Origin of the sequence: Eubacterium maltosivorans (assembly GCF_002441855.2) — a bacterium.
GTDB classification, from domain to species: domain Bacteria; phylum Bacillota; class Clostridia; order Eubacteriales; family Eubacteriaceae; genus Eubacterium; species Eubacterium maltosivorans.
In genome coordinates this window covers 324283-348494 of sequence record NZ_CP029487.1, presented here as the reverse complement: position 1 = coordinate 348494, position 24212 = coordinate 324283, and the positions used below count along the sequence as shown (strand labels likewise).

Below are 24212 nucleotides of genomic sequence, written 5' to 3'. Positions count from 1 at the left end.
ATTGACTACCTCCTCATAATGGTTGCAAGTATGAAATTCGCAATTTCTTCAATTGCTTTGGATGTAACGTCGATAACCGTACACCCTAATTTATCAAAGAGCTCCTGAGCCTTGTCAAGCTCATATTCCACTCTTTTTAAACTGGCATAATTTGAATCTCCGGTAAGCTTCATGGTTTTTAAACGCTCTTCTCTGATGCTGACAAGCTTATTGGGATTTAAAATCAATCCGAAGATCTTTTGATTAGATATCTCAAAAAGTTCTCTTGGCGGTTCTACCTCAGGCATAACCGGTATGTTGGCAACCTTAAAATTATTGTTTGCCAGATAAATACTGATCGGCGTCTTTGAGGTTCGTGAAACTCCAAGCAGAATAATGTCTGCCTTGTTAAGATGATCCATGCGTTTTCCATCGTCATATTTGACGGCAAACTCGATGGCTTCCACCTTTTTAAAATAATCCTCATCCAGCTTGCTTCTGCTGAAAGGGTCAAGATTCGGTTTAACGCCTGTTAAAATCCTCAGTTCATCTAAAAATGGATCCAACACGTCGTAAACCGGCACCTTCTTTTCTTTTGCACTCTCTTTAACGCACTTTAATAACTCCGGCGTTGTGATCGTACAGACGATCAGAGCGTTTTTGCCCTTCGCCTCAGCTAAAATCTGATCAATCTCTCTCTTTTCATGGACAAAGGAAAAAACCCTAACATCCTCAATCGAGTTCTCAAAATGGCCTCTACCCGCCTTTGCCAATACTTCACCCGGTTCGCCAAGGGAATCGGAGACAACGTACAGAGTTAAAGGCTTGTTGTCATTCATTCGTATCATCGTCTTTACCTAAATTCACAACATAACGTGTAATATTGGTCCGGGAAACCTTCCCGAGCAGGATTAAACGCAGGTTGTTCTTTTCATCCATTTCTTTTTTTACAATGGGCAGCGATTCGACTTCGTATTCCATGGTCTTAACCGCGGCGTCATAAACCGATTCGTGTTCCTCCAGATAGACTATGTTGGGCATTCGGGTCATGATAATCGGAATCGGCAGGGTCTCAACATCCTTTCTGCCAATCATCGACTTGATAAAATCCTTACGCGAGACAATGCCGGACAGGTATTTGCCATTCACCACATAGAGCGTTCCGGCGTCTTTCGTAAACATGGTGATTATTCCGTCATAAATGGTTGTGTCTTCCTCAACGATTGTTGGCTCAGACTGGATGTCCATGACACTGATGGTTTTAATGTAGCTGCCCATAACATGCAGCAGCGAACGCCCCGTATAATTATACCCGACTTTTCGCTTTGCCTCCAGGATGCCCATCATGGTAAGCACCTTTAAATCAGGCCGGATCGTCGCCCGGTTGACCCCAAGCTGCTCTGCAATCTCGACACTTTTTACTGGCTCGCGCGCCTTAACAATTTCTACAATTCGATTCTGTCTTTCTGATAGCTCCATTCAACCACCTACCATTCATGTAACTTTTATATTATAAAGTATAACACATATGGCCAAAAAGTAAATAACTAATCCTGATACTTTTCTGTCATTTCATCTTATTATTTTGTTAAAACTTTGTCAACCTTTTCACAAACTCGTAAAAAAATAATTTTACAGTGTGATTGAATCCTTCAGCTTGTCAAAAACTTTGTCACCGATGCGGTCAACCTCCTTTAAATCTTCTAAGGATTTAAAGGCACCATTTTTCTCGCGGTAATCAATGATGCTCTTCCCGATAGCGTCACCGATTCCAGGCAGGGTTTTCAAATCCTCCAGACTGGCTGTATTGATGTTGACCCTTCCTGTACCAGACGCACTCACGGCGCCTGTCTCTGCTGTCTCCTCTCTGGTGTAAATGTGGATTTTATCCTCATCCTCCAGTACTGATGCGAGGTTAACGCTGTCGGTATCCGCGTTTTCTGTTAGGCCGCCCAGCTTTTCGATGGCGTCGATCAATCTTGATCCTGGGGCCAGTCTGATGACGCCAGGGTTATTGACAGCTCCGGTGATATGCACATAAATCTCCGCGGTGTCTCCCGGGCTGTTTTCGGTCTGAACCGCTTCGGTATCCGAGGCTTTTAATACCGCTTTCTGCCGGCTGTCCTCTTGAAAAAAGAGCCACAGAACAAAGACAATCAAAGCTGCCGCCATGGCGCCGACATATATCCATCTTTTCAGGTTCTTATGTTTTTCCATGACGCTCAGATGCTTTCCTGAGCCCAGATGCCATTTTTTCGCACCATAATGGCTTTAAAGCCGACTTTTTTGAGCAGCGCTGAAACTTCCTCATAAGCATAGCTGATTCCCGCTGTCGTATGTGAATCGCCGTTTAGCGTGATTGGAATCTCCTTTTCTAAGATTGATTCCATCAGCCATTGTTCTGGATAGAGGCAGCGGTCTCCGTAACGTATCATTCCGCCGGTGTTCACCTCGATGATTGAGCCTGAAGCTTTAATCTTATCAAGGCATGCCTTTGCGGCTTCCTGGTACCAGGGCTCCCGGTCGTCAAAAAAACGGTTATCCACATTGTTTTTCTTAATAATATCCATATGACCGATGATATCGGGCCGAACCCTGAGGGCCATGTTACCCAGTGCTTCATAATAACGCTGGACAAAGGCCTGGACTGAGCCGTCAAAACAGTCCTTTATCCCTGTTTCAAAGATTTCGGGAGTATAATCAACATCTGCCATCAAGCCATTTTTCATCTTTCCAATGGTGTGGATCGAGCCAATGAAAAAATCCAGCTCTGGGATAAGCGCCTTTGAATCACTGCTGATGTCCTCATTGCTGATGAAATAGTCAATTTCCATGCCCAGACTAATGTCGATTTCTTCCTGATACTTTTCCGCCAGAGTCCGGACATCGTCCATATAACAGCGGACGGTTTCCTTTTTCATGGTCCAGTCGTTCTCATAGGGCAGCGGCGCATGGCCAGTAAAGCCAATACTGGTGAGCCCTGCCTGAATAGCTGCCTGCACCATCTCTTCCAATGAATTTTTGCCATCACAATAGTTCGAATGAATATGATAATTTGAGTGTACCATAGCGCCTCCTTTAGAAAACATATCTGAAATGCGACATCTTTATTATTGTAGCATAAAAAGATGTATAAAAAAAAGCCCCTAAGGGCATTTTTTGAAATACATTACACCACTAAAGAATCTTATTCAAGAAGCTCTGTGTACGTTCTTCCTGCGGGTTAAGAATAACTTCCTGGGGTGTTCCCTGTTCACAGATAACACCTTCGTCCATAAAAATGACACGGTCTGCCACTTCACGGGCAAAGCCGATTTCGTGGGTTACGATGAGCATTGTCATTCCATCATTGGCCAGCTCCTGCATGGTGGAAAGTACTTCCCCTACCAGCTCAGGGTCAAGGGCTGAGGTCGGTTCATCAAACAGCATGATCTTCGGGTTCATCGCCAGCGCTCTCGCAATGGCAACACGCTGCTGCTGTCCGCCGGACAGTCGCACCGGGTATTCATCCCGTTTATCGGCAAGCCCAACCATGTCTAACAGCTCTAAAGCCCGCTTCTGTGTCTCGGCTGAATCAGCCTTGCGCACAATCCTGGGGGCAATCGTGATATTATCTAAAACGGATAGATGTGGGAACAAGTTAAAGTTCTGGAAGACCATTCCTAAATCACAGCAAAGATTCTGTAGTTTTTCAGGGTCAATTTTTTCCAAATCTTTTCCGTTTTTACGCTTTTCCATCAGCTCGTCTTCAATATAGATTTCGCCTTCTGTAATGCGTTCCAGGCGGTTAAGGCAGCGTAGCATTGTACTCTTGCCGGAGCCGCTGGGCCCGATGATACAGACTACCTCACCGGATGCTACTTCAAAATCGATTCCCTTTAAAACCTCAAGGGAGCCAAAGGATTTTTTTACATTGACTAATTTTACCATACTCATTGTTGTTACCACCTATCTCTTTTCATATACGCCAAGCTTATTTTCCAATTTGTCGAATACCACCTGAAGGATGGTTGTCAGGAAAAGATAAATGACGGCCGCGTAGATATAGTAGACCCAACTACCTGTGGCACTGGCCATTGTTTTGACTGTCCTAAGTAAATCGAACAGAGCAATTGTGGAGACAAGTGAGGTATCCTTTAAGAGCATGATCAGTTCGTTACCAACTGGGGCTACCAGACGTTTAAAAGTCTGGGGAATAATGATCTTACTCATCGCCTGTTTATAGCTCATTCCCAAAGCTTTGGCAGCCTCCATTTGTCCATGGTCAATGGATTCAATGGCCGCACGGATAATTTCTGCGAGATAAGCTGTAGAATTCAGGGAAAAGGTAATGAACGCGCAGATCATCGGATCAATTTCAAAGGTCGCGCCGGTCATATCCAGATAAACAATCGGTACCGCGTAAAAGATAATGAATAATTGCAGTAAGAGTGGTGTTCCTCTGAAGAACCAGATATAGAACCATGAAAGTCCATTCAGAATCTTATTCTTTGAGATTCTTCCCAGGGCTATGATCACCCCAAAAATTGCACCGAAGATAATCGCGACAATCGCAATCTCAAGGGTAACAATCGTTCCGTCAAAAATCGCCCACAACTGGGTTTGGTTTAACAAATTAATCGCTCCTTCTTAAGTAACAAGTCCGGCAAAGTGGTTTGCCGAACTTATCACCGTTTTTTTCTATGGATTATTCAATGACTTTGATTTCAGAGTTGATATTATCTGTCATATCTTCTCCAAACCATTTCATAGAAATCTCTGTCATTGTACCATTTTCTTGTAATTTTTTCAATGTTTCATTTAATTTTTCGGTAAATGCATCTTCACCTTTACGTACAGTAACCGCAATTGGTTCATTGGTTAAAACTTCAGATGTTACCTCAAACAGCTCTGGCTTCTGGGCCACATAGTACATGGCTACGCCTACATCGGTCATAACATTATCAATCTGTTTTCCTTCAAGAGCGGCGAACGCGTCTAACATACCGTCATACTGCTTGATTTGTACATTCGTTCCTGTCTGTTCCTTCAGCTTCTGAGCGCCGTTATCAGCGGTGGTAGCCAGCTGCACGCCCACAGTTTTACCGGCGAGCTCTTCAAAGGTTTTTACAGGGGTAGCATCCTTGCGCGATACGATGACAATACCGTTGGATACGTAAGGATTTGTCTGATTGAAACCTTCCTGTCGTTCCGGGGTAATACTGGTACTGGAGATAATCGCGTCGTACTGCTTTGCGTTTAAGCCGTTAAAGATACCATCCCAGGCCACGGTTGTAAAGTCAACCTTTACACCAAGGTCTTCACCAATAGCTTTTGCGAGATCCACGTCAAAGCCGACCAGATTGTTCTGATCATCCCTGAATTCCATCGGAAGATAGGTATCATCAACAGCAACAGAAAGAGTACCGTCTGCAATCGGATCGTCGTTTGAGGCAGAATCGCCTTTACCGTTACCACTACAACCAGCCAATGTCACAGAGAACACCAGCATAAATGCCAAAGACAACACCAAAAATTTCTTTTTCATCATTTCCTCCTTTTGTTTACGAAAATTGATTAAAAGCATTATATCGCATATTGTATACATACACAAGTATTTTTTATAAAAACACCTTGTTTTTTCATTTTTTTGCATGTTTATACAATTATTTATGCGATATATCGGAATTGTCAGGAGAATGTTTGTATAAAAATACCGATAATGTTGAGGCTGCCCGTAATGTTTCCAATGGCGCATCCGACATTGGTCAGAATGACCACCAACAGTATTTTGGTCACCTTATTATGCCACAGGCCTTTTAGAGAGCCAAGATCTTTGGGCAGAGATTCAAAATCCTCCACCTTGGGCTTTCTGAAATGCGCCTCTGTGATGCCGGAAAACCATCCGGCGGCCAAAACAGGGCTTAAAGCGGAAATCGGAGCCGCAACAATGGCGGTCAGAATTGACAGGATATGCCCTCCTGCCAAAAGCGCGCCAACACCAGCCAGCGACGCAGTCCACAAAAGCCAGTTACGCGTTTGCTCCCAGCCCGAACCGGGGTTGACCGTAAAGGTAGCCAATACCAGAAGAACCAGCAAAACCGGGATTGACCAGCCGATGATCTTACCAGCCTTTGACTTTGGCGGTAAGGACTCAAGCTCTGTAATATCCTGATCCTTGTAAATCTCTTCCCTGATTCCCGGGACATGCGCCGCCCCCAGCACCGCGACCACCTTTTTACCCGGAGCGTTTTTGATCTTATACGCCAGGTACTGATCCCGCTCGTCGACCAGATATTTTTTTACACCCTTGAAGGAATTTCCAAGCTCGGACAGCGCGGCTGACAGCATGTCCTCGGTTTTCAATTCCTCAAGCTCATCTTCGGTAATCTCCTCATCATCAATGATGCTCATGATGATGGTGGTCAGCAGCTTCATCTTTTCCCAGAGGCTGCAGCCCTTCCAGATACGGTTAAAAGTAACCTGGATGCTGCGGTCTGCCAGCACAAGCTGGGCACCGCACTTTTCAGCGGATTCAATCCCCTGCATCATCTCCTGGCCAGAGCGGATGTCAAACTGCTCCGCAAGCTTTCTCTGGTAATTTGACAAGATGATATTGGCAAATAAAAAGCCTGCCTTGCCATCCTTTATTACTTTTACAATGTCGGTATCTGCCCACTGCTCTTTTTGGTTCATAGACTCATATCTGCCTGCATCCAGCTCGATGCAGACAGAATCGGGACATTCCGTCTCGATAAGGTCCTTTACCTCGGATACACTTGTGGGGGATACATGCGCAGTGCCGATCAAAATGATCTCTTTGTCATTTACCTGCAGGCGCGTTATATTTTCTGATTCCAATCGTCCACCACTCCCTAATAAAGCATCAGATCGATAAACTCATCATCTGTCATGCCATTGATGTAATCCGACAGATCATTATCCTTGAGCAGGCGGCGCAGAACACCTTCCTCTGGCTTTGACCCCACCAGCTGTTTTTCAAGCTTTGTGATGTCGCCATTGCCAAAGAAATCACCGTAGAAGTGTATATCTTTAATAATACCCCTATCGACGGTCATTAAAACAGTTACAAGACCGCAAGGGTATTTTCTTTCTCTTCTCAGGTTGTATTCCGGTGATCGGCCGTAATTCCATTCCCAGGTGGCGTACTTTTCTTCCTGCAGCTTCTTGATGGCGGTGATATCCGCTTCAGTGAGACTGCGCTCTTCAAGCTCGCCGTCCTCAAACATATAGCTGACAAGGGCTTTCTTGAAATCTTCCAGCGTAAAACCCGGCTCCAGATAGTCCGCAATATTGGTCACCCTGCTTTTGACGGATTTTACGCCCTTTGACTCAATTTTATCCTTTTTCACCTTTAAGGCGTTTTGGACAGTATCCAGCTTTGAATTGAAAAGAACCGTTCCGTGGTGGAGAACTCTGCCGCGCTTGGCATACTGGGAATTGCCTGAAAATTTCTTTCCGTCAATGGTAATGTCGTTGCGCCCATTAAACTCGGCGTTGACGCCTAAGCTCTGCAGTGCTTTGACAACCGGCCTTGTAAAGGACTGGAAATCAAAAGGCTTACCGGAATCATTGTTCACGATGAAGGTAAAGTTCAGATTGCCCAGATCATGGTAAACAGCGCCTCCGCCGGTTAAACGGCGAACCACCTTGATACCCTGTTCCTTGACAAAATCCTGATTGATCTCCTCAATCGTATTCTGATGCTTGCCGACAATGATCGCATGGTCATTCTGCCATAACATAAAATAAGTTTCATTCTGGTCCATGGATTCGAAGACATATTCTTCAAATGCCAAATTAAACGTCGGGTCCGTGCTGTAAGTATTATTAATAAAAATCATTTTTAATATCCTCAAATACATGGATCGGCTGCCCATCAAGACAGCCGATAGCTTTTTTTATTCACTTTTCAGATTTTTAACAGAATTGCGCATCAGCATTTCGTAAGGAACAAAGACGGTTTTTGTTTCCCGTTCTTCCTTTTCGCACATTTTGATCAGCATTCTTGTGGCAATCGCTCCAATATCATACATTGGCTGGCCAACAGTTGTGATCTGGGGTCTGGTCCACTCTGCGATCCAGAAGTTATTAAAGCCGCAGATGCTCACATCGTCCGGAATAACCTTTCCGTTATCCTCAGCTGCACGCATTGCGCCTAAAGCGATCTGGTCATTGAAGCAGAATACATTGGTGAATTCCCTTCCGCTGGCCAGGGCTTCTTCCATCATGTGATAGCCGCCCAGTGTGCTCTGGCTTCCAAAATAGACGAGGTCTTCGTCCAGCTCCACATTCCATTCGCCAAGGGCTTTCTTGATCCCCTGAAGGCGCTTTTGGTTAATATAGCCTTCTTTATATTCATCATAGAAAATCGCGAATTTGGTGTGGCCCATCTTCAGGCACTCAATGGTCAAGTCATAGGCCGCGGCTTCATTGTCAATCAAGACGCCGCTCAGCTGTCCAGATTCATCCGGCACACAGCCCAGAACAATCTCGCTCGGGGCGTCGATCAGGTCGTCTCTCAGTTCATCGGTCAGATGCTTGCCGACATAGATGATCCCGTCACACTGTTTTTCAACAAGAACGCCCAGGGAGTTCTGTTCTTTTTCGTGATCAAAGTCTGTATTACTCAGGATAATGTTGTAATTGTAAATACCACAGACATCCTCTGCCCCACGCACCATTTCTGTATAGAAAGGGTTGGTGATATCCGGGATCATGATTCCCAGAGTGTTGGTCTTCTGGATTTTCAGGCTTCGCGCAATGGCGTTGGGCTTGTACCCAGTCTTTTTAATGGCTTCCAACACGCGTTCCTTTGTCTCTTCGTTGACCAAGGGAATGTTGTTTACAACACGCGATACTGTTGCCACCGATACGTTTGCTTCTTTTGCAACATCAACAATTTTTACTTTCAAAATAACACCTCCGTTTATTTATTTTTAGCATCCTGCTACTTGCTTAATAGCGTCTAAGATCAGCTGCGGCGCTTTGCGGCATTTTTCTTCGGATACGGCACATGGTGCAAAACGTAAGCCCTTTGCCAGCGCGACAATAAATACATTTTTTTCCATCAGCAGATCGCTGACAGCCTTTGGATCTTCACATGGGATGCTGATAAAGAATCCATCACAATAATTACAAAGCTTTAAACCAATTCTGTCCGCCTCGTCAAGGAATGCCTTAGCGCGCTTTTGTAAGATTCCCTTGTGGAAATCCTGCTCTGCGATAAAGCGGTCGCGCAGATTGTCATCAGACATGATGTCTGCCAGCGTCTGCATTGCGCCGCGGGTTCCGTTTGACCAGGTGCCGCGGTTGGAATAAGCGCAGGCAGCCGCAAATTCTTCTGCAATCTCCTCAGTCGGCGCGACACAGATAATGGCGCCGTTTCTCAGGCCATACATGGTAAAGCCCTTTGAAGCGCTGTAGGCGTAAAGCGGAAGAACGTTTTCCGGCAGTCCAGAAAGCAGCGGCATAAACGCCCGCGCGTCCTCGCCCTTGCCTGCAAAATCAATATAGGCGATGTCACAGAGAATGATGATCCGCGCATCAGGATTGGCTTTTGCCATTTCAATATAAAACGCTGTCAATTCTTTCCATTCATCCAGCGATATACTGTAACCGGTTGGGTTGTGGGCCGGTGTATTCAGAATGCTCAGCACTCTGTTCTGCTTTTTAAGCAGCTCAGCAAACGCCGTTTTATAGGCTTCCATATTAAAATTGCCCGTTTTATCAAACAGCTCAAAGGTTGTGGTCTTACGTCTGTTTTCATCGGCAATGGTGCTGTAGGGCGCCCAGTACCAGTCTGGAATCAGAATTTGATCGCCAAATTCGGTGTAATTACACACCGCGTGGCGCACCGCGCCGGTTCCGCCAGGCGTTGCCACTGCTCGGATATGGCCTTCCGGTCTGTAAGACTTAAAGCAGGCGTCTACCACCTTATCCAGAAACTCAGGAATCCCCGGAATCCCCGCATAATCACAGATCTGCTCATCCGGAAGCCCTTTTAGAACATCAAATACGGATTTGAAGGCAACCAGATCACCGTGATCATCCATCAATGCCCCAATCGTTGAATTGATGACTGCCTCGGTTCCCAATTCCTTTGTTCTCTGTGCAGCTTCGCCTGCAACTCTAAAAATCGGATCTGTTCCGGCCTCCCGGACAGAACTTTCAATAACCATACGTGACATTTCGTATTCCTCCTAATCAATAAATTTATTAGCGTATTTTTGACGTTCAGTTTCGTACAGGTTGTTTCCCTTTGAATCAATGACGACCAGCGCCGGAAAATCCTCTACCACCAGCCTGCGCAGCGCCTCTGTACCCAGTTCCTCATATGCCAGAACCTCGACGGATTTTATACAGTCCTGCAGCAATGCGCCAGCGCCGCCAACACATCCAAAATAAACACACTGGTTGATCATCATACTGTTGATGACCAGCTCCCCGCGGTTTCCCTTGCCGATCATGCCGCGCAGACCATTTTCCATCAGCGTGGGCGCGTAAGCGTCCATACGGTGGCTTGTGGTGGGCCCGGCAGAACCGATGATCTCGCCTGGCTTGGCAGGGCAAGGCCCTACATAGTAGATGATCTGATCGGTAAAATCGACAGGTAATGCGCCACCGGTTTCAAGCGTTTCAACCATTCTTTTGTGGGCTGCGTCCCTCGCCGTATAAATGACTCCGGAAATCAGAACCTGATCTCCAGCCTTTAATTTTACGGCGTCTTCCTTTGAAAGCGGTGTCGTTAATCGTATCACACTCATGTAAACCTCCTATAATGTCCGTTCCACATGACGGTTGACATAACAGCAGATGTTGACAGCAACCGGCAAACCGGCGATATGCGTTGGGAAAACGTCGACATTGACACTCAGAACCGTGTTGACGCCGCCGAGCCCCATGGGCCCGATTCCCAGATTATTACACCGCTCGATCAGTATTTCCTCAAGACCTTGAATGTGCTGCTTGGCATTTCGCACCCCGATGGGCCGGCTAAGGGCCTCCTTGGCCAACAGAGCGGCTTTTTCAAAGGTGCCGCCCACACCCACGCCCACAATGATCGGTGCACAGGCATTTGGCGCGCCCTTCTCAACGGTTTCCAGTACAAACTCCTCAACGCCCTTGATGCCGTCCGATGGCTTAAGCATTTTCATGGCGCTGGTGTTTTCTGAGCCAAAACCTTTTGGCATGACCTTAATATGAAGGTCGTCCCCCGGGACCACCTTATAATGGATAATGGCGGGGGTATTCGTGTTGGTATTGTTTCTGATAAAGGGATCATCCACAACCGATTTTCTCAGGTACCCCTCACGGTAGCCCTTTTCAACGCCGTCCTGAATGGCATCCTCCAGGGACCCGCCGGTAATCTGCAGATCCTGTCCCATGGTAACAAAGACAACCGCCATACCCGTATCCTGACAGATGGGAATTTCCTTCTTCTCTGCTACCTCAAAGTTTTCGATCATTGTTTCCAAAATGGCGATGGCGCTCGGCGATTTTTCCCTCGCCAGAGCTACCTCCATTTCCTTGAGAATATCATCGGTAAGTACAGTGTTTGCTTCAATACACATCTCTGCAACAGTGTCTCTTATGTACTTAACATCAATTTTCTTCAAATTTATCTCCTTCTTTCGGCTGTTCTTTCTCTTTAAAAGATTCTTCTAATTCTTCCTGTTTGATTACATGCTCAATGTTATGAGCCTCAGTCCGCGTGATTTTTTTGTACTCCTTTTTACCCATGATAACAGACCTCAGGGAAAGGAAGACACCACCAAACAAAATAATAAAATAAAAGGTGATAATCCGCCACAGAATCAGGGCCACCGACATATTAACAGCTCCGTAAATCGGCCCGAACAGCAGGGCAAAGCCCGCTTCAGCACCGCCAGCGGCCCCCGGTGTCGGGATAAAGGCAACCGCTACATACAGGATCGCCTGCATGGATATGACCAGGAACGCGCTGGATCCGCTTAACCCCAGCGAACAGTAGACCCAGTAGTTAATGCTGTAAAAAATCAGAATCTGCACAATGGAGACCATGAAAAGCTTAAAGGTTTCCAGCTTGTGCTCCTTGAGCGCAGTGATGGCTTCTGAGTATTCCCCGATAAAATGGTCGACCTTGGCATAATATTTATCCGGGTCCTTAAAGACACGGATAAACAGCAAAAAACGGACGACGCCATTCATGATCCCCCTGGCCATCCTCGGGCTTAAAGCCAGAATAAAGACAAGGATAACCCCCGCGATATTGATAATCAGGCCAAAGGCGATCAGCCATCTCGCCGCAATCAGGCCGCTGTTGATCTCGGAAAGATTAAAAAGCGTGGCCAGAATGGCAAGAAGTGTAACCGTAACCTGGTACAGCGCGTATTTCTGCACCAGCACTGCGGTTCCTGTGCCCATACTGTAGCCCCGTCGGGACATCTCGTAGAGCTGAAGCGGCTGGCCGCCGGAAGATCCTGGTGTGATCAGATTATAATATTGTCCTATAATGGTTACAACCATCGCAAAGGACAGTTTCTCCCCGGGATAATCGCGCTGCATCAGCTTCAGGAGCATATACCCCTCCAGGAGCCAGTAAAGAAAAACGCAAACGATTCCCAACAAAAGAAAACCGATATTCGCGCGGCGCAAGGTGTCAGCGAACTCCTTGAGATCGACCTGCGTCAGGATTACAATAACGGTCGCGCCAATTAAGAAAACAAAAAAGATATAGTTCGAATACTTTTTCCAAAACTCAGAAAAACGGCTTTTCGCTTTTCCACTGTTGCTGTCATTCATAGTCACCTACCCGTAAACGTTTCTCACGCTAATGACGAATCGTTTACTTTTTCATTCAAATATTATAACACAGAATTAATGGAATTTAGAACACTTTTTGAAAATTTTTTCAGTTTTTTTCATTGTTTTTTCATGATTCGCCGCATAAAGCTTAAATCAAGTCAGGAAACCCCTGTTGTCTGAGCGCTTCGTACAAAACAATATTGACTGAATTGGACAGATTAAGGGAGCGTGCCCGCTCGTGGTTTTTCATGGGAATGCGGAAGCGGTGATCCGGGTAGGCGCTGTGGATCTCATCCGGCAGGCCGGCAGTCTCACGCCCAAACAGCAGGTAAGCGTCCTCGGCATACTCGATATCCGAATAGAACGCCTTGGCGTGGGTGGTGAGCACATAGATTTCGGGGTCCGGATTCTTAGCCAGAAAATCCTCAAAATCGTCGTAGACCGCCAAATCCAAGAGATCCCAATAGTCCAGCCCTGCACGCTTCAGGTGTTTCTCATCCAGCGAAAAGCCCAGCGGCTTTATCAGATGCAGCTTCGTGTTTGTCAGCGCACAGGTCCTCGCGATATTTCCAGTGTTTTGTGGTATTTCCGGTTGATACAGTACGACATTCATTTCTAATTTTTATCCTCTTTCCTTTTTATTATTCATTTATTGATGTTAAAACCATAAAAAAAGATAAATCTCATTCCGAACACTCAGAACGTCATGAAATTTATCTTTATTGCTATTTTAAAATGGTCTTTGGCAGCACAATCGTAAAGGTGCTTCCCTGATCAGGCACACTGTCGATTTTAATTTTACCGTTATGTTGCTTTACTATCATATCCGCAATGCTTAAACCCAGACCTACGCCGCCTTTCTCACGGTTCCGCGCATCATCAACACGGTAAAAACGGCTGAATATTTTCTTTTTCGCTTCCTCTGTCAGTCCGACGCCGGTGTCTTTAACCGCGATACAGACATTCCGCTTTGTCATTGTCAGAGAGAGTGTCACCGTTCCTTCTCCAGGCGTATATTTAATGGCATTGTCGACCAGAATACGGATCGCCTGCTTTATCCGCTCCTCATCACCTTTGTAGTCAATGCCCTCTGCGATACTGCCCTTCAGCGCAATCTCATTTTCCCTGGCAACATCAAACATCAGGTCGATAATCTCGGCGCAAAGCGCGCTGAGATCAAACACTTCTTTTTTCATGATGACCTTTTTGTTGTCCGCCTGGGCAATCAGCAGCAATTCTGATACCAGATGGGCCATGGTTTCACTCTCAAGGCTGATGTTGTTAAGCCACCGGATATTATCCTTCAGCACCTCATCCTCCTTCAGCTTTAAAACCTCCACATTGGTCTGGATCACTGTCAGCGGTGTCCTGAGCTCATGGGAAGCATCCGCGATAAATTTCTTCTGATTCTCAAATGTCTCCTTGATTGGCTGTAAGGATTTCCCGGCCAGAAAATAGCTGATCGGGATCAGTAAAAGGATCCCCCCGCTGCCAATAAACAGCAAAAAGGAAATGACATAAGTAATCATTGAGCGCTCAGTCGTGATCTGCTGAAAAACCTCGAGTGTGTGGGATTCATCCCCACGGCTGAAACGCGTCACATAAACTCTGTAATCTGCCCCGTTAAGATTAAAAACCTTAAAATCATTGTTGAAGCTTTGATCCATTGCCAGTTCATAGCCATGCATAATCAAATCGTTGTCTTCGACCTTCATGCTGACGGTCTGGTTATTTTCATCCCATTCAATATATTCATAGCCCATTTTGTCATGCATGGAATTATTGTTGAAAATACCGTCGCCCTTTTCAGACTCCGAGGAATTATTGATGATGCCCTTGGCAGTATCCATCAGATAAACCTCGCCGGTGAGCCCCAGGCTCCACTGAACGAGAAAACCCAGCAGCAGGATAAATAAAAAAAGAAAAGCAATGAGAATCAAAGTGTTGAACAGCGTAATTTGCCTCTTGATCTCTTTAAACATTATTTTTTACTCAAAGTGTAACCTACACCACGGATTGTGTCAATCTTAACGTTCGTATTGGCGAGTTTTTTACGGAGATTATGGACATATATTTCAATGTTATTTTCATTGACTTCCTTGTCAAAGCCCCACACCCGGTCTAAAATCTGTTCTCTGGTAAATACCTGGTTTGGACGCTTCAGCAGCATTTCAAGAATCTTCGCTTCCTTCACAGAAAGCTTGTATTCATTTTCCGGCGTCTGCATCATGTTCTTCTTGGTGTTAAAGCTGACGTCCTCAAAGGAAATGATTTCCCCTTTTATTTCATGGTCGGGACGTCTGCTCAGCGCGCGGATTCTGGCAAAGAGCTCCTTGGCGGAGAACGGCTTGATCAGGTAGTCGTCTGCGCCGAGGTCAAGACCCTTGACCTTATCGTCAACCGTCCCCTTGGCGGTCAGCATTAAAACAGGGGTCGTGATGTCCCTGTCCCGGACCTCCTTAAGAATCTCAAGGCCGCTTTTCATGGGCAGCATAATGTCCAGTACAATGACGTCATAAATTGGGTTGAGGGCAAAAAGAAGCCCCTCCTCACCATCGTTAGCCACATCACAATCTATATTTTGGATTTTACACAGCTCCTGGAGAGCATCTGTAATTTTCACTTCATCTTCTATAAATAATATGCGCATTTTATTCTCCTATTTTCTGGAATTTTATTATTATTAAGTATATAGTCCAATCCTTAAATTTGGATAAATTCGACGGCTAAAGCGCCTGAACAAGCGAAATTCATTGCATCCCGTCCCCGGAATCCTTATAATAAAGAAAGATAACAGAAGGAGGAACCCCATGGATTGCATACTTATTGTCGAGGACGATAAAAAAATTTCCCGTATCATCGAGCTTCAGCTGAACCACGCAGGCTATGAGACTGTCAAGGCGTTTAACGGACGGGAGGCCATTGATGTTTTCAACAACACCCCGGACATTGGCCTGGTCTTGCTAGACATCATGCTGCCGCAGCTTAACGGCTACGAGGTTTTAAAATACATACGCGAGCATTCTCCCGAGCTGCCTGTGATCTTTCTCACGGCCAAGGACGATACTGGAGATGTGGTAAACGGCCTAAATCTGGGCGCTGACGACTATATTACCAAGCCCTTTATTTTTGATGAGCTCCTGGCGCGCATTAAGGCAAATCTAAGAAAAAAAGCCGCCGCCTCACCCAAAAACAGTGTAAGCTTTGAGGATCTGGCCATCGACCTTGATACCTTTATGGTCACGCGCGGCGGCGAGAGTATTGAGCTTTCAAAAACCGAGTTTGACCTCCTGCACTACCTGGTGCTCAACCACGGTCTGGTCCAGTCCAGAGAGCAGATTCTGAACCAGGTGTGGGGCTTTGACTATTTTGGAAACGATAATATCGTAGATGTTTATATAAAATACCTGAGGGATAAAATTGACAAGCCCTTTGAAAGAAAGCTGATCCAGACAGTGAGAGGGCGCGGTTATGTCGTCAAATAAGGTTCAGGAACCAAAGCCGATGAAGCTTTACACGCGCATCGTTCTGTTTTTTGTGCTGGCGTTCTCGATTCTGCTGATCATTTCCTTTGTGATGGTGTTTTATTTTTCCCAGCAAATCGTTTTAAACGAAAACCGGAGTAATCTCATAAAATTCAACAGCTATATCATCAACGTGATTAAGGAAAACGAGGAGGCGCTTCTGTCGCTTCCCACCAACAGCCGTCTGGACTTTATCTCTGAAAAAATATACCCGAATGTTAAGGATAATACCTTGATTTCTTATAAAATTTCGGATAACTACGGGGATGTGTACCTGTCCTCCGAAGGGGTGGAGGATCTTTTGAACCAAGATAACTTCTCAGAATACAACATTGACCTCTTCAAGCTGCATATTGACAATCCGGCCGACCAGACCGAGGACAACGTGGCTGTTGACTCTTTCCGCTACAACAAAACCGAGTATTACTATCTCGGCTCGAGCTATCTTGTCAGCGACGACTACACCATCTACATCCAAGTTGTAAAAAACCTGAATGACAGCTTTGTCTACATGACCGCCCTGTTCAGTATCCAGATCGCCATCAGCATCGTCTGCCTCGCGATCATTATCTTTATCGGGATTTATGGCACCAAGCGGTCTCTTAAGCCGCTGATCGAGATTGCCGAAACCGCCAAGAACGTCACGGAGAACAATCTGAACACCCGTATCAAAGAAACCGGAAACGACGATGAGCTGGATCAGCTCATCAAATCTCTCAACCAGATGATCGGCCAGCTCGAATCAGCCTTTGACGCTCAGAAGCAGTTTGTCTCAGACGCGTCGCACGAGCTTCGGATTCCTCTGACTGTCATCCAGGGCTATTCAGACATCCTCTCCTCCTGGGGCAAGGAAAACCCGCAGCTCCTGGAAGAATCTGTGGATTCTATTAACGAAGAGATACAGAATATGAAAAAGCTGGTCGAGGAGCTGCTCCTGATCACCCGCCTTGAAAACAACTATTTCACACAGAAATTTGAGCCGGCTGATCTGGGCGAGCTTGTCACAAAGGTGTACCACGAATGTGAAATGATCGACTCCACCCATTCCTTTGAGCTGACCCGGGCCGACCACTGTCTGGTGAAATGCAATGAATCGCTCATATTGCAGGCTTTAAGAGCACTTGCCGACAACAGCATGAAGTATACCCCACCACAGGGAAAAATCCGTTTCAGCTGCACTGAGGCCGCAAACAGGTGTGTTCTGTCCGTTACCGATACCGGCATCGGCATTCCTGAGAGCGAACTCGAAAATGTGCGCCGGCGTTTTTTCCGGGTCGACAGCGACCGCTCAAGGGAAACCGGCGGCACAGGCCTTGGCCTCTCCATCATCGAGAGCATTGTAAAGCTGCACCGCGGAGAGCTTGTGATTGAGAGTACCCTGGGGCAGGGCACCACCATGAAAATCTTTCTAAACAAGTAAAATAAAAGAGACACCAAAAGCTTGAGGGGGGGTGACAGGGTCACCCTCTCTCTTTGGTTTGGTCTGGTTTGGTTTGGTTTATATAATGTGTCCGGAACCATGTCCGGTTTGCTATCCGGTTTGCTGTCCAGACACGCATGCTTTTATGCCGTAAAATGGCGTGTGTGATTACCCGGCCACCCGGATCATCGCACCCTTATAAAAGACGCATAGGCTTCCCCTGCCCGGCTCTGTCCCCAGATACCTCTGGGCGAGGTCAAGGGCGTTTTCCTCAAAATACTGGAAAAAGACGCGCTTGATCACCTGCTTGGCAGGCTGTCCTGAAAGCGCGGGCAGAAAGCTGTCCACAAAGGCTTCCTCCTTTAGCTGTTCAAAGGCCGCTGTTTTTGAGAGCGTCCGGTTTTCGAAAAAGCCCGGGAGGGACCGGTGCCCCTGCCTGAGATAATCCATTTTGATCAGCTCCCCGAGCATTTCTCTGTGGGGCGCCTCGGCGCCTGAGGCCGCAAATGCCTGCAAAATTCCATAGAGCTGCTCCTTTGATTTTCCCAGCTCATAAAACCCTTCCTCCCGCCAATGGTCCGAAAAAGCCTCAAAAAACTCAAAGGGAGAGCCCCAGCACCGAGTCTCAAAAATATATTTCAGACTCAGATAAAAGACGCCGGAATTATAATAGCGGTCCACCAAATCCTCAATGTCCTTTAAGCGCATGAGCTCATCCGCGGAGATAAAATCATTGCTGATTACCTCATAGGGCGGAAAGCTCGCGTAACGGTAATAAAATTTATCGGCTTCTTTCCGGATCTTTGTTCCTTTCAACAGTTTCAAAAAGCCCAGCTGCAGCATATCCGGCTCAATGGCAATGGTCTCGTCAAAGGATTTTTTGAAAACCGCGTAGGTTTCCTTTGGCAGCCCGGCGATCAGGTCCACGTGCACATGGCAGTTTTTAAACCCGATGAGGCGGCTCACGTATTTCCGGATTTTCTCCAGATCCGTCTTTCGAGTGATGGCCTCCAGGGTCGCATCATTGGTGCTCTGGACACCGATCTCAAACTGCATCAGGCCCTTTGGCGCTTTCGCGATCATTTCCAGAAGCTCATCGTCCAGCAGATCGCCGGCGATTTCAAAATGAAAATTCGTGGTGCATTTCTTTTCGGCCAGATAGGCAATAATGGCCTTGGTTCGCCGGATATCAACGTTAAAGGTACGATCTACAAATTTCACCTGTTTTACCCGGTGGCTGATGAAAAAATCCAGCTCCCTGAAGACACGCTCAAGGGGCAGAAACCGCACCTTTTGCAGGGTCGATGAAAGGCAGTAGGAACATTGGAAAGGACAGCCGCGCATGCTCTCATAATAGATGATCTTGTCTGAGATTGGCTTGATATTATCATCATCATAGGGAAAAGGCAGCGCGCCGAGTTCCTCGACAATCCCGATCTTTTCACCGCCGATATGCGAGTGGGACACATTGCGCCCAAACCAGTTGACATTCTCCATTTTCAGAAGCGGCGTTTTATCTCTGCCCTGCAGGGTCTCTATGAATTCGGGAAAAACGGTTTCCCCCTCGCCGGAAATAATATAATCCACAAAGGGATGTTCTTCCAGAAGGCGTCCGCTGTCGTAGGAAACCTCGGGCCCGCCCCAGAACACAACACAGTTGGGACGGCTCTTTTTCAGAACCTCACTGATTTTTGAAATGAACGCCATGTTCCAGATATAACAGGAAAAACCATAGCAGCTTGCCTGCATCCTCAAAAGTTTGCCGGCCACCACGTTAATCTGGTCATTGATGGTTACCTCACAGAGCGCCACATCCGCCTCTGGGGCAGCTGCTTTCAGGGCTCTTATGGCAAGATTGGTGTGCACATATTTTGCGTTGACACCCACTAATACACATTTACTCATTTGTTTCCTCTTTTACAGAAAAATCCCGAAACATGCGGTACCACGTTTCGGGACATTTTATTATACATTAAACCGGAAAAATGTGACGTCGCCATCCTGCATGACGTAGTCCTTACCCTCGATACGGGTAACGCCAAGTTCTTTGGCCTTTACGTCTGAGCCGGCTTTCACCAGCTGTTCATAGGTGGTAATCTCAGCCCGGATAAAGCCGCGCTCTATGTCGGAGTGTATCTTTCCGGCAGCCTGGGGTGCCTTTGTGCCTTTTCGGATGGTCCAGGCGCGCGTTTCCTCGGGCCCTGCGGTCAGGAAGGTGATCAGGCCCAGCAGTTTATAGCCGGCCCGGATAACCTGGTCTAATCCAGAAGCCTCAAGGCCGAGATCTGTCAGGAACAGAGCTTTTTCTTCATCGTCCAGCTCTGCAATTTCTTCCTCGATCTTAGCGGAAATTTTAATGACCTCACGGTTATCGCCGGATACCTTTTCTTTTAAGGCTTTGACCATGTCGTTATCCGAGATTAGATCATCCTCAGCCACATTGGCAATGTACAAAACCGGCTTTGTGGAAATGAGCTGGAGTCCAGAGACATACTGCCATTCGTCCTCAGAAAAATCTGTGTTCAGCGGCATTTTTCCCGCTTCCAGAATGGTCTTCAGCTTTTCCAGAATTTCGAGGTTCGCTCTTTCTGCTTTATCGCCCTTGGCGGCTTTACGCGTCTTTTCAACCCGGCGGTCCACCATTTCCAAATCGGCCAAAATCAGCTCGAGGTTGATGGTTTCCAGGTCGTCCAGAGGATCGATCTTCCCCTCGACATGGATGACATTCTCGTCCTCAAAGCAGCGGACCACATGGGCAATGGCGTCGACCTCACGAATATGGGACAAAAACTTATTGCCCAGGCCCTCGCCCTTGCTGGCGCCCTTGACCAGACCCGCAATGTCCACAAATTCAATGGTGGTGGGCACCACTCTTTTGGACTGATACATTTTCTCAAGCACTTCCAGCCGTTCGTCCGGTACGGTTACCACGCCCACATTTGGGTCGATGGTGCAAAAAGGATAGTTGGCGGACTCTGCGCCGGCCTTTGTTATCGCATTAAAAATTGTACTTTTACCTACGTTGGGTAATCCGACAATTCCAATTTTCATCTGTATACCTCTCTTTTTACAATTCGGTGTTCGTTAACTTTATAATTATACAATAGGAAACGCATAATCGCAAGCAGACAGTACGCATAAACAAAGAAAAAGGACCGAATAAATATCCGGCCCTTTGCTTATTCAAAGGTAGAAGGTCTTGTGCCGTCTTTCCAGAGGCGTTCCAGATTATAAAACTGGCGTTCCTCTGCGTGGAAAATATGAACGATCACGTCATAGTAGTCCAGCAAAATCCAGCGGGCTTCTCGTTCGCCCTCGATGCTTTTCGGGATAATACCAAGCTTTTCGGCTTCATACTCGACATTGTCGGCAATGGCCTTAACCTGGCGTTCCGAATTACCGCTGGCGATGACAAAGTAATCGCCCAAGGTTGAAACCTCCGAAATATCAATGATTTCAACGTCAGTTCCATTTTTAGCGTCAATCCACTCTTTTACTTTTTCTGCAAATTCTTTTGGTTCGATATCAATCACTCCTTTTTATTTTTTTCGCGATCCATTTTTTCAAGGATCAAATAATTACGTGCCGATACGGTTCTTTCGTGAATCAGGCCGCCGATTCCGCTGATATAGCGGATTGTATTGGTCAGCGCCTGGATCATCGCGTCGTCCAGATCTTCAAAAGCCATCTTCCTGAGCTTATCAACTCCCGGGTAGCTGCGCCCAGGCTCGATAAAATCAGCAAGGTAGATAATTTTTTCGAGAACGCTCATGTTTTTCCGCCCGGTTGTGTGGTATTTGATGGCGCCGAGTATTTCCTTGTTCTCAATGCCGTATTCTGTACGGGCCACCACCGCCCCCACCGGGCCGTGCAAAAGCTGCGGCTCACGACGGGTAATCTCATCGACATTGAGATAATGCTTCTCGGCTGTTTCCAGAAGCTGGGCGTCGCTGTAGTTTTTGGCGCAGTCGTGCAGCAGGGCGGCATACTTCACCTTGTTTGCATCGCAGGGGTAGATTTCCGCCAGCTTCAGGGCAGATTCCACCACGTTTAGGGTATGCTCGTAGCGCTTGGGCTTCAGCTCTTTTTTTAGTTTCTTTTGAATTTCCGCATAGTTCATTCTGCATCTCCCATGGGCTGCTTCGCCAAATAAAGCTGATTTTCAAAAATATACTGCTCAACCGCCTCCGGCAGAAGGTATTTTATGGAATAGCCATTCTTTACCCTTCCCCGAATATCCGAGGAGGCAATGTCCATTTCCGAGGTAAATAGTTTATAGATCCTGGCGCCGTAAATTTCCTGGAGCTCCTCGATCCGCGCGTCCAGCTTATTATGTGAATAGCCCGGCCTGAAGGTCGTGATGAAATTAACAGACGCCAGCAGCTCCGGCGCCCCTTTCCAAAGCGTGATCTCAAACATGATGTCCGCGCCGGTGATAAAATAAAAATTACTCTCCGGATAGGTCTGCTTGATCTGCTCGATGGTATCGACGGTGTAGGTCATCCCCGGCCGGTCGATCTCGATGGACAGCACCTCAAAATAAGGATTGGACTTGGTCGCGAGCTCCACCATTTTCAGGCGGTGCCTGCGGTCGATCTCCTTATCCATCTCTTTAAAGGGATTGTTGCCGGCAGGTATAAACAGCACCTTATCCAGACCATACTGGTCTCTGGCCGATTCTGCCAGCAGAAGGTGCCCGTTATGGACCGGATTAAAGCTCCCGCCTAATAAGCCTATTTTTTCCATACTTACCTCTTTAAAAGCTACCGTTTGTTTTTCTTTTTCAGCGTCTTTGAATTTTTGGACGGCACTTCTATCTTTGTTTTCAAAAGATTCTTTTTATACAATATGAATTTATTGCCAATGGTACAGACCACCTCTGCCTTTGTGGCAGCGGCCAGCGTCCGGGCGGCGTCTTCCACCTCTTCCATGGAATTCTGCTGGATTTTTCCCTTTATCAGCTCTCTGGCTACAATGGCGTCTCTTGTCTGCTGAATAACCTCAGGGGTGATCCCGTCCTTTCCGATAAAAATAATATCGGGAATATCCATGGCAAGCTTTCTCAAATAGCTTCTCTGTTTACTTGTTAGCATTTTTCTCTCTTTCTATTATAGCATATCTCGCTCAATTTTATTTAAAATATTCAAATTCGATATCCTGAAGCCGGACGACGTCTTCGTCCTGAATCCCCATTTCCTCGAGCTTTTTGAATATGCCCTTGTCCTTGAGCACTCTCTGGAAATATCCGATGGAGTCAAAGTCCTCAAAGTTGACGGAATTGATCAGCCGTTCAAAATCACCTTCCACCACGTAGACATCGCCTTCTTTGTGGACCGTGAAGGGTTCTTCATCAAAATCGGCCTTGTATACCACATCCTCATCGGCTTCCACCTCAAAGATTGGTTCAACCTCGCCGATTTCATCGAGCAGTTGAATCACACGGCTGAGCAGGGCATCAATACCCTTTCCGGTAGCGGCAGATATGGGGAATACCTCATAGCCCATCGCTTCAAATTCAGAAACCAAGAGCTCCAGCTCCTCAGGATCAGAGATCAGGTCTACCTTATTCAAGGCTACTACCTGCATTCTCTGGGCCAGACGCTCGTTATATTCTTTTAATTCCTCATTGATGGCCTTAAAATCTGCCAGAGGGTCCCGGCCTTCACTGCCAGAGGCATCCAGCATGTGGATTAAAAGCTTTGTCCGCTCAACATGGCGCAAAAACTGGATTCCCAGACCGGTGCCTTCATGAGCTCCCTCGATAATTCCAGGAATATCCGCGATGACAAAGGGATCGTAATCCTTCCATTCCACCACACCAAGGTTTGGCACGATGGTTGTGAAATGATAATTCGCAATTTTGGGCTTAGCGGCTGTTACCATGGAGAGAAAGGTTGACTTTCCAACGTTTGGGAACCCCAGCAGCCCGACGTCAGCCAAAAGCTTTAATTCCAGCACCAGGGTTCTCTCCTGCCCCTTTACGCCGCCCTGGGCAAATCTCGGGGCCTGTCTGGTGGAGGTCGAGAAATTCATATTTCCGAGTCCTCCCCGGCCGCCCTGGGCCACAATACAGGATTCGCCGTCCTCGCTTAAATCGCAGAGAATCCGGCCTGTTGTCTTATCCTTGACCACTGTGCCCACCGGCACCTTTATGAGCAGGTCCTCACCGGATTTACCAGTCGAGCGTCCCCCTGTTCCATTTCCGCCGCTTTCCGCTTTATATTTTTTGCGGTATTTAAAAGCCAGCAGCGTTCTCAGGCCATTATCCGCCTCGACAATGACATTGCCGCCCCGGCCCCCGTTTCCACCGTCCGGCCCGCCGTTCGGGACGTATTTTTCCCGGCGGAAGCTCATTCCGCCATGACCGCCGTTACCAGCAGTTACATATATCTGCGCTTGATCAACAAACATTATAACACCTCATTTCCAATGTTTATATACCCATATATAAGAAAAACCTCTTATCATAATAATACAATAAGAGGTTTTTGATATTATTCGAC

Annotated in this window: 26 protein-coding genes; 2 read left to right on the top strand and 24 right to left on the bottom strand. The window is 46.8% G+C overall.

Features of this window, described 5'->3' with window-relative positions:
• Positions 1-5 precede the first annotated feature (5 nt).
• From CPZ25_RS01735 to CPZ25_RS01655, 17 genes are all read right to left on the bottom strand, one after another.
• On the bottom strand, positions 6-827 hold the full coding sequence (locus tag CPZ25_RS01735; RefSeq protein ID WP_058694900.1) for a pyruvate, water dikinase regulatory protein: 822 nt from the start codon (positions 825-827) through the stop codon (positions 6-8).
• Entirely contained in the window at positions 811-1458 is a 648-nt protein-coding gene (locus tag CPZ25_RS01730; protein ID WP_058694901.1) for a helix-turn-helix transcriptional regulator, read from the bottom strand. The genes CPZ25_RS01735 and CPZ25_RS01730 overlap by 17 nt, the downstream gene beginning before the upstream one ends.
• Before the next feature lie 153 nt (positions 1459-1611).
• Positions 1612-2196, bottom strand: coding sequence for a helix-hairpin-helix domain-containing protein (locus CPZ25_RS01725; protein ID WP_058694902.1), 585 nt, complete (start codon positions 2194-2196; stop codon positions 1612-1614).
• A gap of 5 nt (positions 2197-2201) precedes the next feature.
• Positions 2202-3047 (bottom strand): histidinol-phosphatase HisJ, encoded by an 846-nt coding sequence (hisJ, locus tag CPZ25_RS01720; protein ID WP_167495135.1) that lies wholly within the window; start codon positions 3045-3047, stop codon positions 2202-2204.
• Between the two features lie 109 nt (positions 3048-3156).
• Positions 3157-3915, bottom strand: a complete 759-nt coding sequence (locus CPZ25_RS01715; protein ID WP_082669311.1) for an amino acid ABC transporter ATP-binding protein — start codon at positions 3913-3915, stop codon at positions 3157-3159.
• A gap of 12 nt (positions 3916-3927) precedes the next feature.
• Positions 3928-4593: an amino acid ABC transporter permease gene (locus CPZ25_RS01710; RefSeq protein ID WP_058694904.1), complete on the bottom strand. Its 666-nt coding sequence runs from the start codon at positions 4591-4593 to the stop codon at positions 3928-3930.
• A gap of 73 nt (positions 4594-4666) precedes the next feature.
• Positions 4667-5506 (bottom strand): substrate-binding periplasmic protein, encoded by an 840-nt coding sequence (locus CPZ25_RS01705; protein ID WP_096919474.1) that lies wholly within the window; start codon positions 5504-5506, stop codon positions 4667-4669.
• A gap of 143 nt (positions 5507-5649) precedes the next feature.
• A complete protein-coding gene (locus CPZ25_RS01700) occupies positions 5650-6819 on the bottom strand; it encodes a TraB/GumN family protein (RefSeq protein ID WP_096919473.1) in 1170 nt (389 codons plus the stop codon).
• Positions 6820-6833: 14 nt separating this feature from the next.
• Positions 6834-7823 (bottom strand): lipoate--protein ligase, encoded by a 990-nt coding sequence (gene lplA / locus CPZ25_RS01695; protein WP_096919472.1) that lies wholly within the window; start codon positions 7821-7823, stop codon positions 6834-6836.
• A gap of 57 nt (positions 7824-7880) precedes the next feature.
• Positions 7881-8894: a LacI family DNA-binding transcriptional regulator gene (locus tag CPZ25_RS01690; RefSeq protein WP_058694908.1), complete on the bottom strand. Its 1014-nt coding sequence runs from the start codon at positions 8892-8894 to the stop codon at positions 7881-7883.
• A 24-nt stretch (positions 8895-8918) separates the two neighbouring features.
• The gene (locus CPZ25_RS01685) at positions 8919-10169 is read right to left on the bottom strand and encodes a pyridoxal phosphate-dependent aminotransferase (protein WP_096919471.1); all 1251 of its coding nucleotides are present in this window, start codon (positions 10167-10169) and stop codon (positions 8919-8921) included.
• A 12-nt stretch (positions 10170-10181) separates the two neighbouring features.
• Positions 10182-10745, bottom strand: a complete 564-nt coding sequence (locus tag CPZ25_RS01680; protein WP_058694910.1) for a Fe-S-containing hydro-lyase — start codon at positions 10743-10745, stop codon at positions 10182-10184.
• Between the two features lie 9 nt (positions 10746-10754).
• Entirely contained in the window at positions 10755-11597 is an 843-nt protein-coding gene (locus CPZ25_RS01675) for a fumarate hydratase (protein WP_082669312.1), read from the bottom strand.
• Positions 11584-12762, bottom strand: coding sequence for a lysylphosphatidylglycerol synthase transmembrane domain-containing protein (locus CPZ25_RS01670; RefSeq protein WP_074616059.1), 1179 nt, complete (start codon positions 12760-12762; stop codon positions 11584-11586). The genes CPZ25_RS01675 and CPZ25_RS01670 overlap by 14 nt, the downstream gene beginning before the upstream one ends.
• A gap of 151 nt (positions 12763-12913) precedes the next feature.
• Positions 12914-13378, bottom strand: coding sequence for a tRNA (cytidine(34)-2'-O)-methyltransferase (locus CPZ25_RS01665; protein WP_058694912.1), 465 nt, complete (start codon positions 13376-13378; stop codon positions 12914-12916).
• A 112-nt stretch (positions 13379-13490) separates the two neighbouring features.
• Positions 13491-14747, bottom strand: coding sequence for a sensor histidine kinase (locus CPZ25_RS01660; RefSeq protein ID WP_074616060.1), 1257 nt, complete (start codon positions 14745-14747; stop codon positions 13491-13493).
• Positions 14747-15415, bottom strand: a complete 669-nt coding sequence (locus CPZ25_RS01655; protein ID WP_013380000.1) for a response regulator transcription factor — start codon at positions 15413-15415, stop codon at positions 14747-14749. Before CPZ25_RS01655 ends, CPZ25_RS01660 begins: the two co-directional genes overlap by 1 nt.
• A 160-nt stretch (positions 15416-15575) precedes the next feature.
• Here CPZ25_RS01655 and CPZ25_RS01650 point away from each other — a divergent pair, with 160 nt between their 5' ends.
• Both CPZ25_RS01650 and CPZ25_RS01645 read left to right on the top strand, forming a co-directional pair.
• The gene (locus tag CPZ25_RS01650) at positions 15576-16250 is read left to right on the top strand and encodes a response regulator transcription factor (RefSeq protein ID WP_074616061.1); all 675 of its coding nucleotides are present in this window, start codon (positions 15576-15578) and stop codon (positions 16248-16250) included.
• Positions 16237-17709, top strand: coding sequence for a sensor histidine kinase (locus CPZ25_RS01645; protein ID WP_096919470.1), 1473 nt, complete (start codon positions 16237-16239; stop codon positions 17707-17709). The genes CPZ25_RS01650 and CPZ25_RS01645 overlap by 14 nt, the downstream gene beginning before the upstream one ends.
• A 168-nt stretch (positions 17710-17877) precedes the next feature.
• Here the strand turns inward: CPZ25_RS01645 and CPZ25_RS01640 are convergent, their stop codons facing one another.
• From CPZ25_RS01640 to obgE, 7 genes are all read right to left on the bottom strand, one after another.
• Entirely contained in the window at positions 17878-19614 is a 1737-nt protein-coding gene (locus CPZ25_RS01640) for a B12-binding domain-containing radical SAM protein (RefSeq protein WP_096919469.1), read from the bottom strand.
• Between the two features lie 60 nt (positions 19615-19674).
• Positions 19675-20760 carry a redox-regulated ATPase YchF gene (ychF, locus tag CPZ25_RS01635; protein WP_096919468.1) on the bottom strand — a complete coding sequence of 362 codons (1086 nt, stop codon included), beginning with the start codon at positions 20758-20760 and terminating at the stop codon, positions 19675-19677.
• A 128-nt stretch (positions 20761-20888) separates the two neighbouring features.
• Positions 20889-21242, bottom strand: a complete 354-nt coding sequence (gene rsfS / locus CPZ25_RS01630) for a ribosome silencing factor (RefSeq protein WP_207670840.1) — start codon at positions 21240-21242, stop codon at positions 20889-20891.
• Complete coding sequence (gene yqeK, locus CPZ25_RS01625; protein WP_058694917.1) at positions 21239-21829, bottom strand: bis(5'-nucleosyl)-tetraphosphatase (symmetrical) YqeK; 591 nt, start codon at positions 21827-21829, stop codon at positions 21239-21241. The genes rsfS and yqeK overlap by 4 nt, the downstream gene beginning before the upstream one ends.
• The gene (gene nadD, locus CPZ25_RS01620; RefSeq protein WP_058694918.1) at positions 21826-22455 is read right to left on the bottom strand and encodes a nicotinate-nucleotide adenylyltransferase; all 630 of its coding nucleotides are present in this window, start codon (positions 22453-22455) and stop codon (positions 21826-21828) included. Before nadD ends, yqeK begins: the two co-directional genes overlap by 4 nt.
• A gap of 17 nt (positions 22456-22472) precedes the next feature.
• Positions 22473-22802 (bottom strand): YhbY family RNA-binding protein, encoded by a 330-nt coding sequence (locus tag CPZ25_RS01615; protein WP_058694919.1) that lies wholly within the window; start codon positions 22800-22802, stop codon positions 22473-22475.
• 37 nt (positions 22803-22839) lie between these two features.
• Positions 22840-24120 carry a GTPase ObgE gene (gene obgE, locus CPZ25_RS01610; RefSeq protein ID WP_058694920.1) on the bottom strand — a complete coding sequence of 427 codons (1281 nt, stop codon included), beginning with the start codon at positions 24118-24120 and terminating at the stop codon, positions 22840-22842.
• Positions 24121-24212 lie beyond the last annotated feature (92 nt).

Bases quoted from the DNA above. Each gene is read 5' to 3' on its own strand.
- CPZ25_RS01735 (WP_058694900.1), bottom strand. From the start codon at position 827: ATGATACGAATGAATGACAACAAGCCTTTAACTCTGTACGTTGTCTCC.
- CPZ25_RS01730 (WP_058694901.1), bottom strand. From the start codon at position 1,458: ATGGAGCTATCAGAAAGACAGAATCGAATTGTAGAAATTGTTAAGGCG.
- CPZ25_RS01725 (WP_058694902.1), bottom strand. From the start codon at position 2,196: ATGGAAAAACATAAGAACCTGAAAAGATGGATATATGTCGGCGCCATG.
- hisJ (WP_167495135.1), bottom strand. From the start codon at position 3,047: ATGGTACACTCAAATTATCATATTCATTCGAACTATTGTGATGGCAAA.
- CPZ25_RS01715 (WP_082669311.1), bottom strand. From the start codon at position 3,915: ATGAGTATGGTAAAATTAGTCAATGTAAAAAAATCCTTTGGCTCCCTT.
- CPZ25_RS01705 (WP_096919474.1), bottom strand. From the start codon at position 5,506: ATGAAAAAGAAATTTTTGGTGTTGTCTTTGGCATTTATGCTGGTGTTC.
- lplA (WP_096919472.1), bottom strand. From the start codon at position 7,823: ATGATTTTTATTAATAATACTTACAGCACGGACCCGACGTTTAATTTG.
- CPZ25_RS01685 (WP_096919471.1), bottom strand. From the start codon at position 10,169: ATGTCACGTATGGTTATTGAAAGTTCTGTCCGGGAGGCCGGAACAGAT.
- CPZ25_RS01680 (WP_058694910.1), bottom strand. From the start codon at position 10,745: ATGAGTGTGATACGATTAACGACACCGCTTTCAAAGGAAGACGCCGTA.
- CPZ25_RS01670 (WP_074616059.1), bottom strand. From the start codon at position 12,762: ATGAATGACAGCAACAGTGGAAAAGCGAAAAGCCGTTTTTCTGAGTTT.
- CPZ25_RS01665 (WP_058694912.1), bottom strand. From the start codon at position 13,378: ATGAATGTCGTACTGTATCAACCGGAAATACCACAAAACACTGGAAAT.
- CPZ25_RS01660 (WP_074616060.1), bottom strand. From the start codon at position 14,747: ATGTTTAAAGAGATCAAGAGGCAAATTACGCTGTTCAACACTTTGATT.
- CPZ25_RS01655 (WP_013380000.1), bottom strand. From the start codon at position 15,415: ATGCGCATATTATTTATAGAAGATGAAGTGAAAATTACAGATGCTCTC.
- CPZ25_RS01650 (WP_074616061.1), top strand. From the start codon at position 15,576: ATGGATTGCATACTTATTGTCGAGGACGATAAAAAAATTTCCCGTATC.
- CPZ25_RS01645 (WP_096919470.1), top strand. From the start codon at position 16,237: ATGTCGTCAAATAAGGTTCAGGAACCAAAGCCGATGAAGCTTTACACG.
- CPZ25_RS01640 (WP_096919469.1), bottom strand. From the start codon at position 19,614: ATGAGTAAATGTGTATTAGTGGGTGTCAACGCAAAATATGTGCACACC.
- ychF (WP_096919468.1), bottom strand. From the start codon at position 20,760: ATGAAAATTGGAATTGTCGGATTACCCAACGTAGGTAAAAGTACAATT.
- yqeK (WP_058694917.1), bottom strand. From the start codon at position 21,829: ATGAACTATGCGGAAATTCAAAAGAAACTAAAAAAAGAGCTGAAGCCC.
- nadD (WP_058694918.1), bottom strand. From the start codon at position 22,455: ATGGAAAAAATAGGCTTATTAGGCGGGAGCTTTAATCCGGTCCATAAC.
- CPZ25_RS01615 (WP_058694919.1), bottom strand. From the start codon at position 22,802: ATGCTAACAAGTAAACAGAGAAGCTATTTGAGAAAGCTTGCCATGGAT.
- obgE (WP_058694920.1), bottom strand. From the start codon at position 24,120: ATGTTTGTTGATCAAGCGCAGATATATGTAACTGCTGGTAACGGCGGT.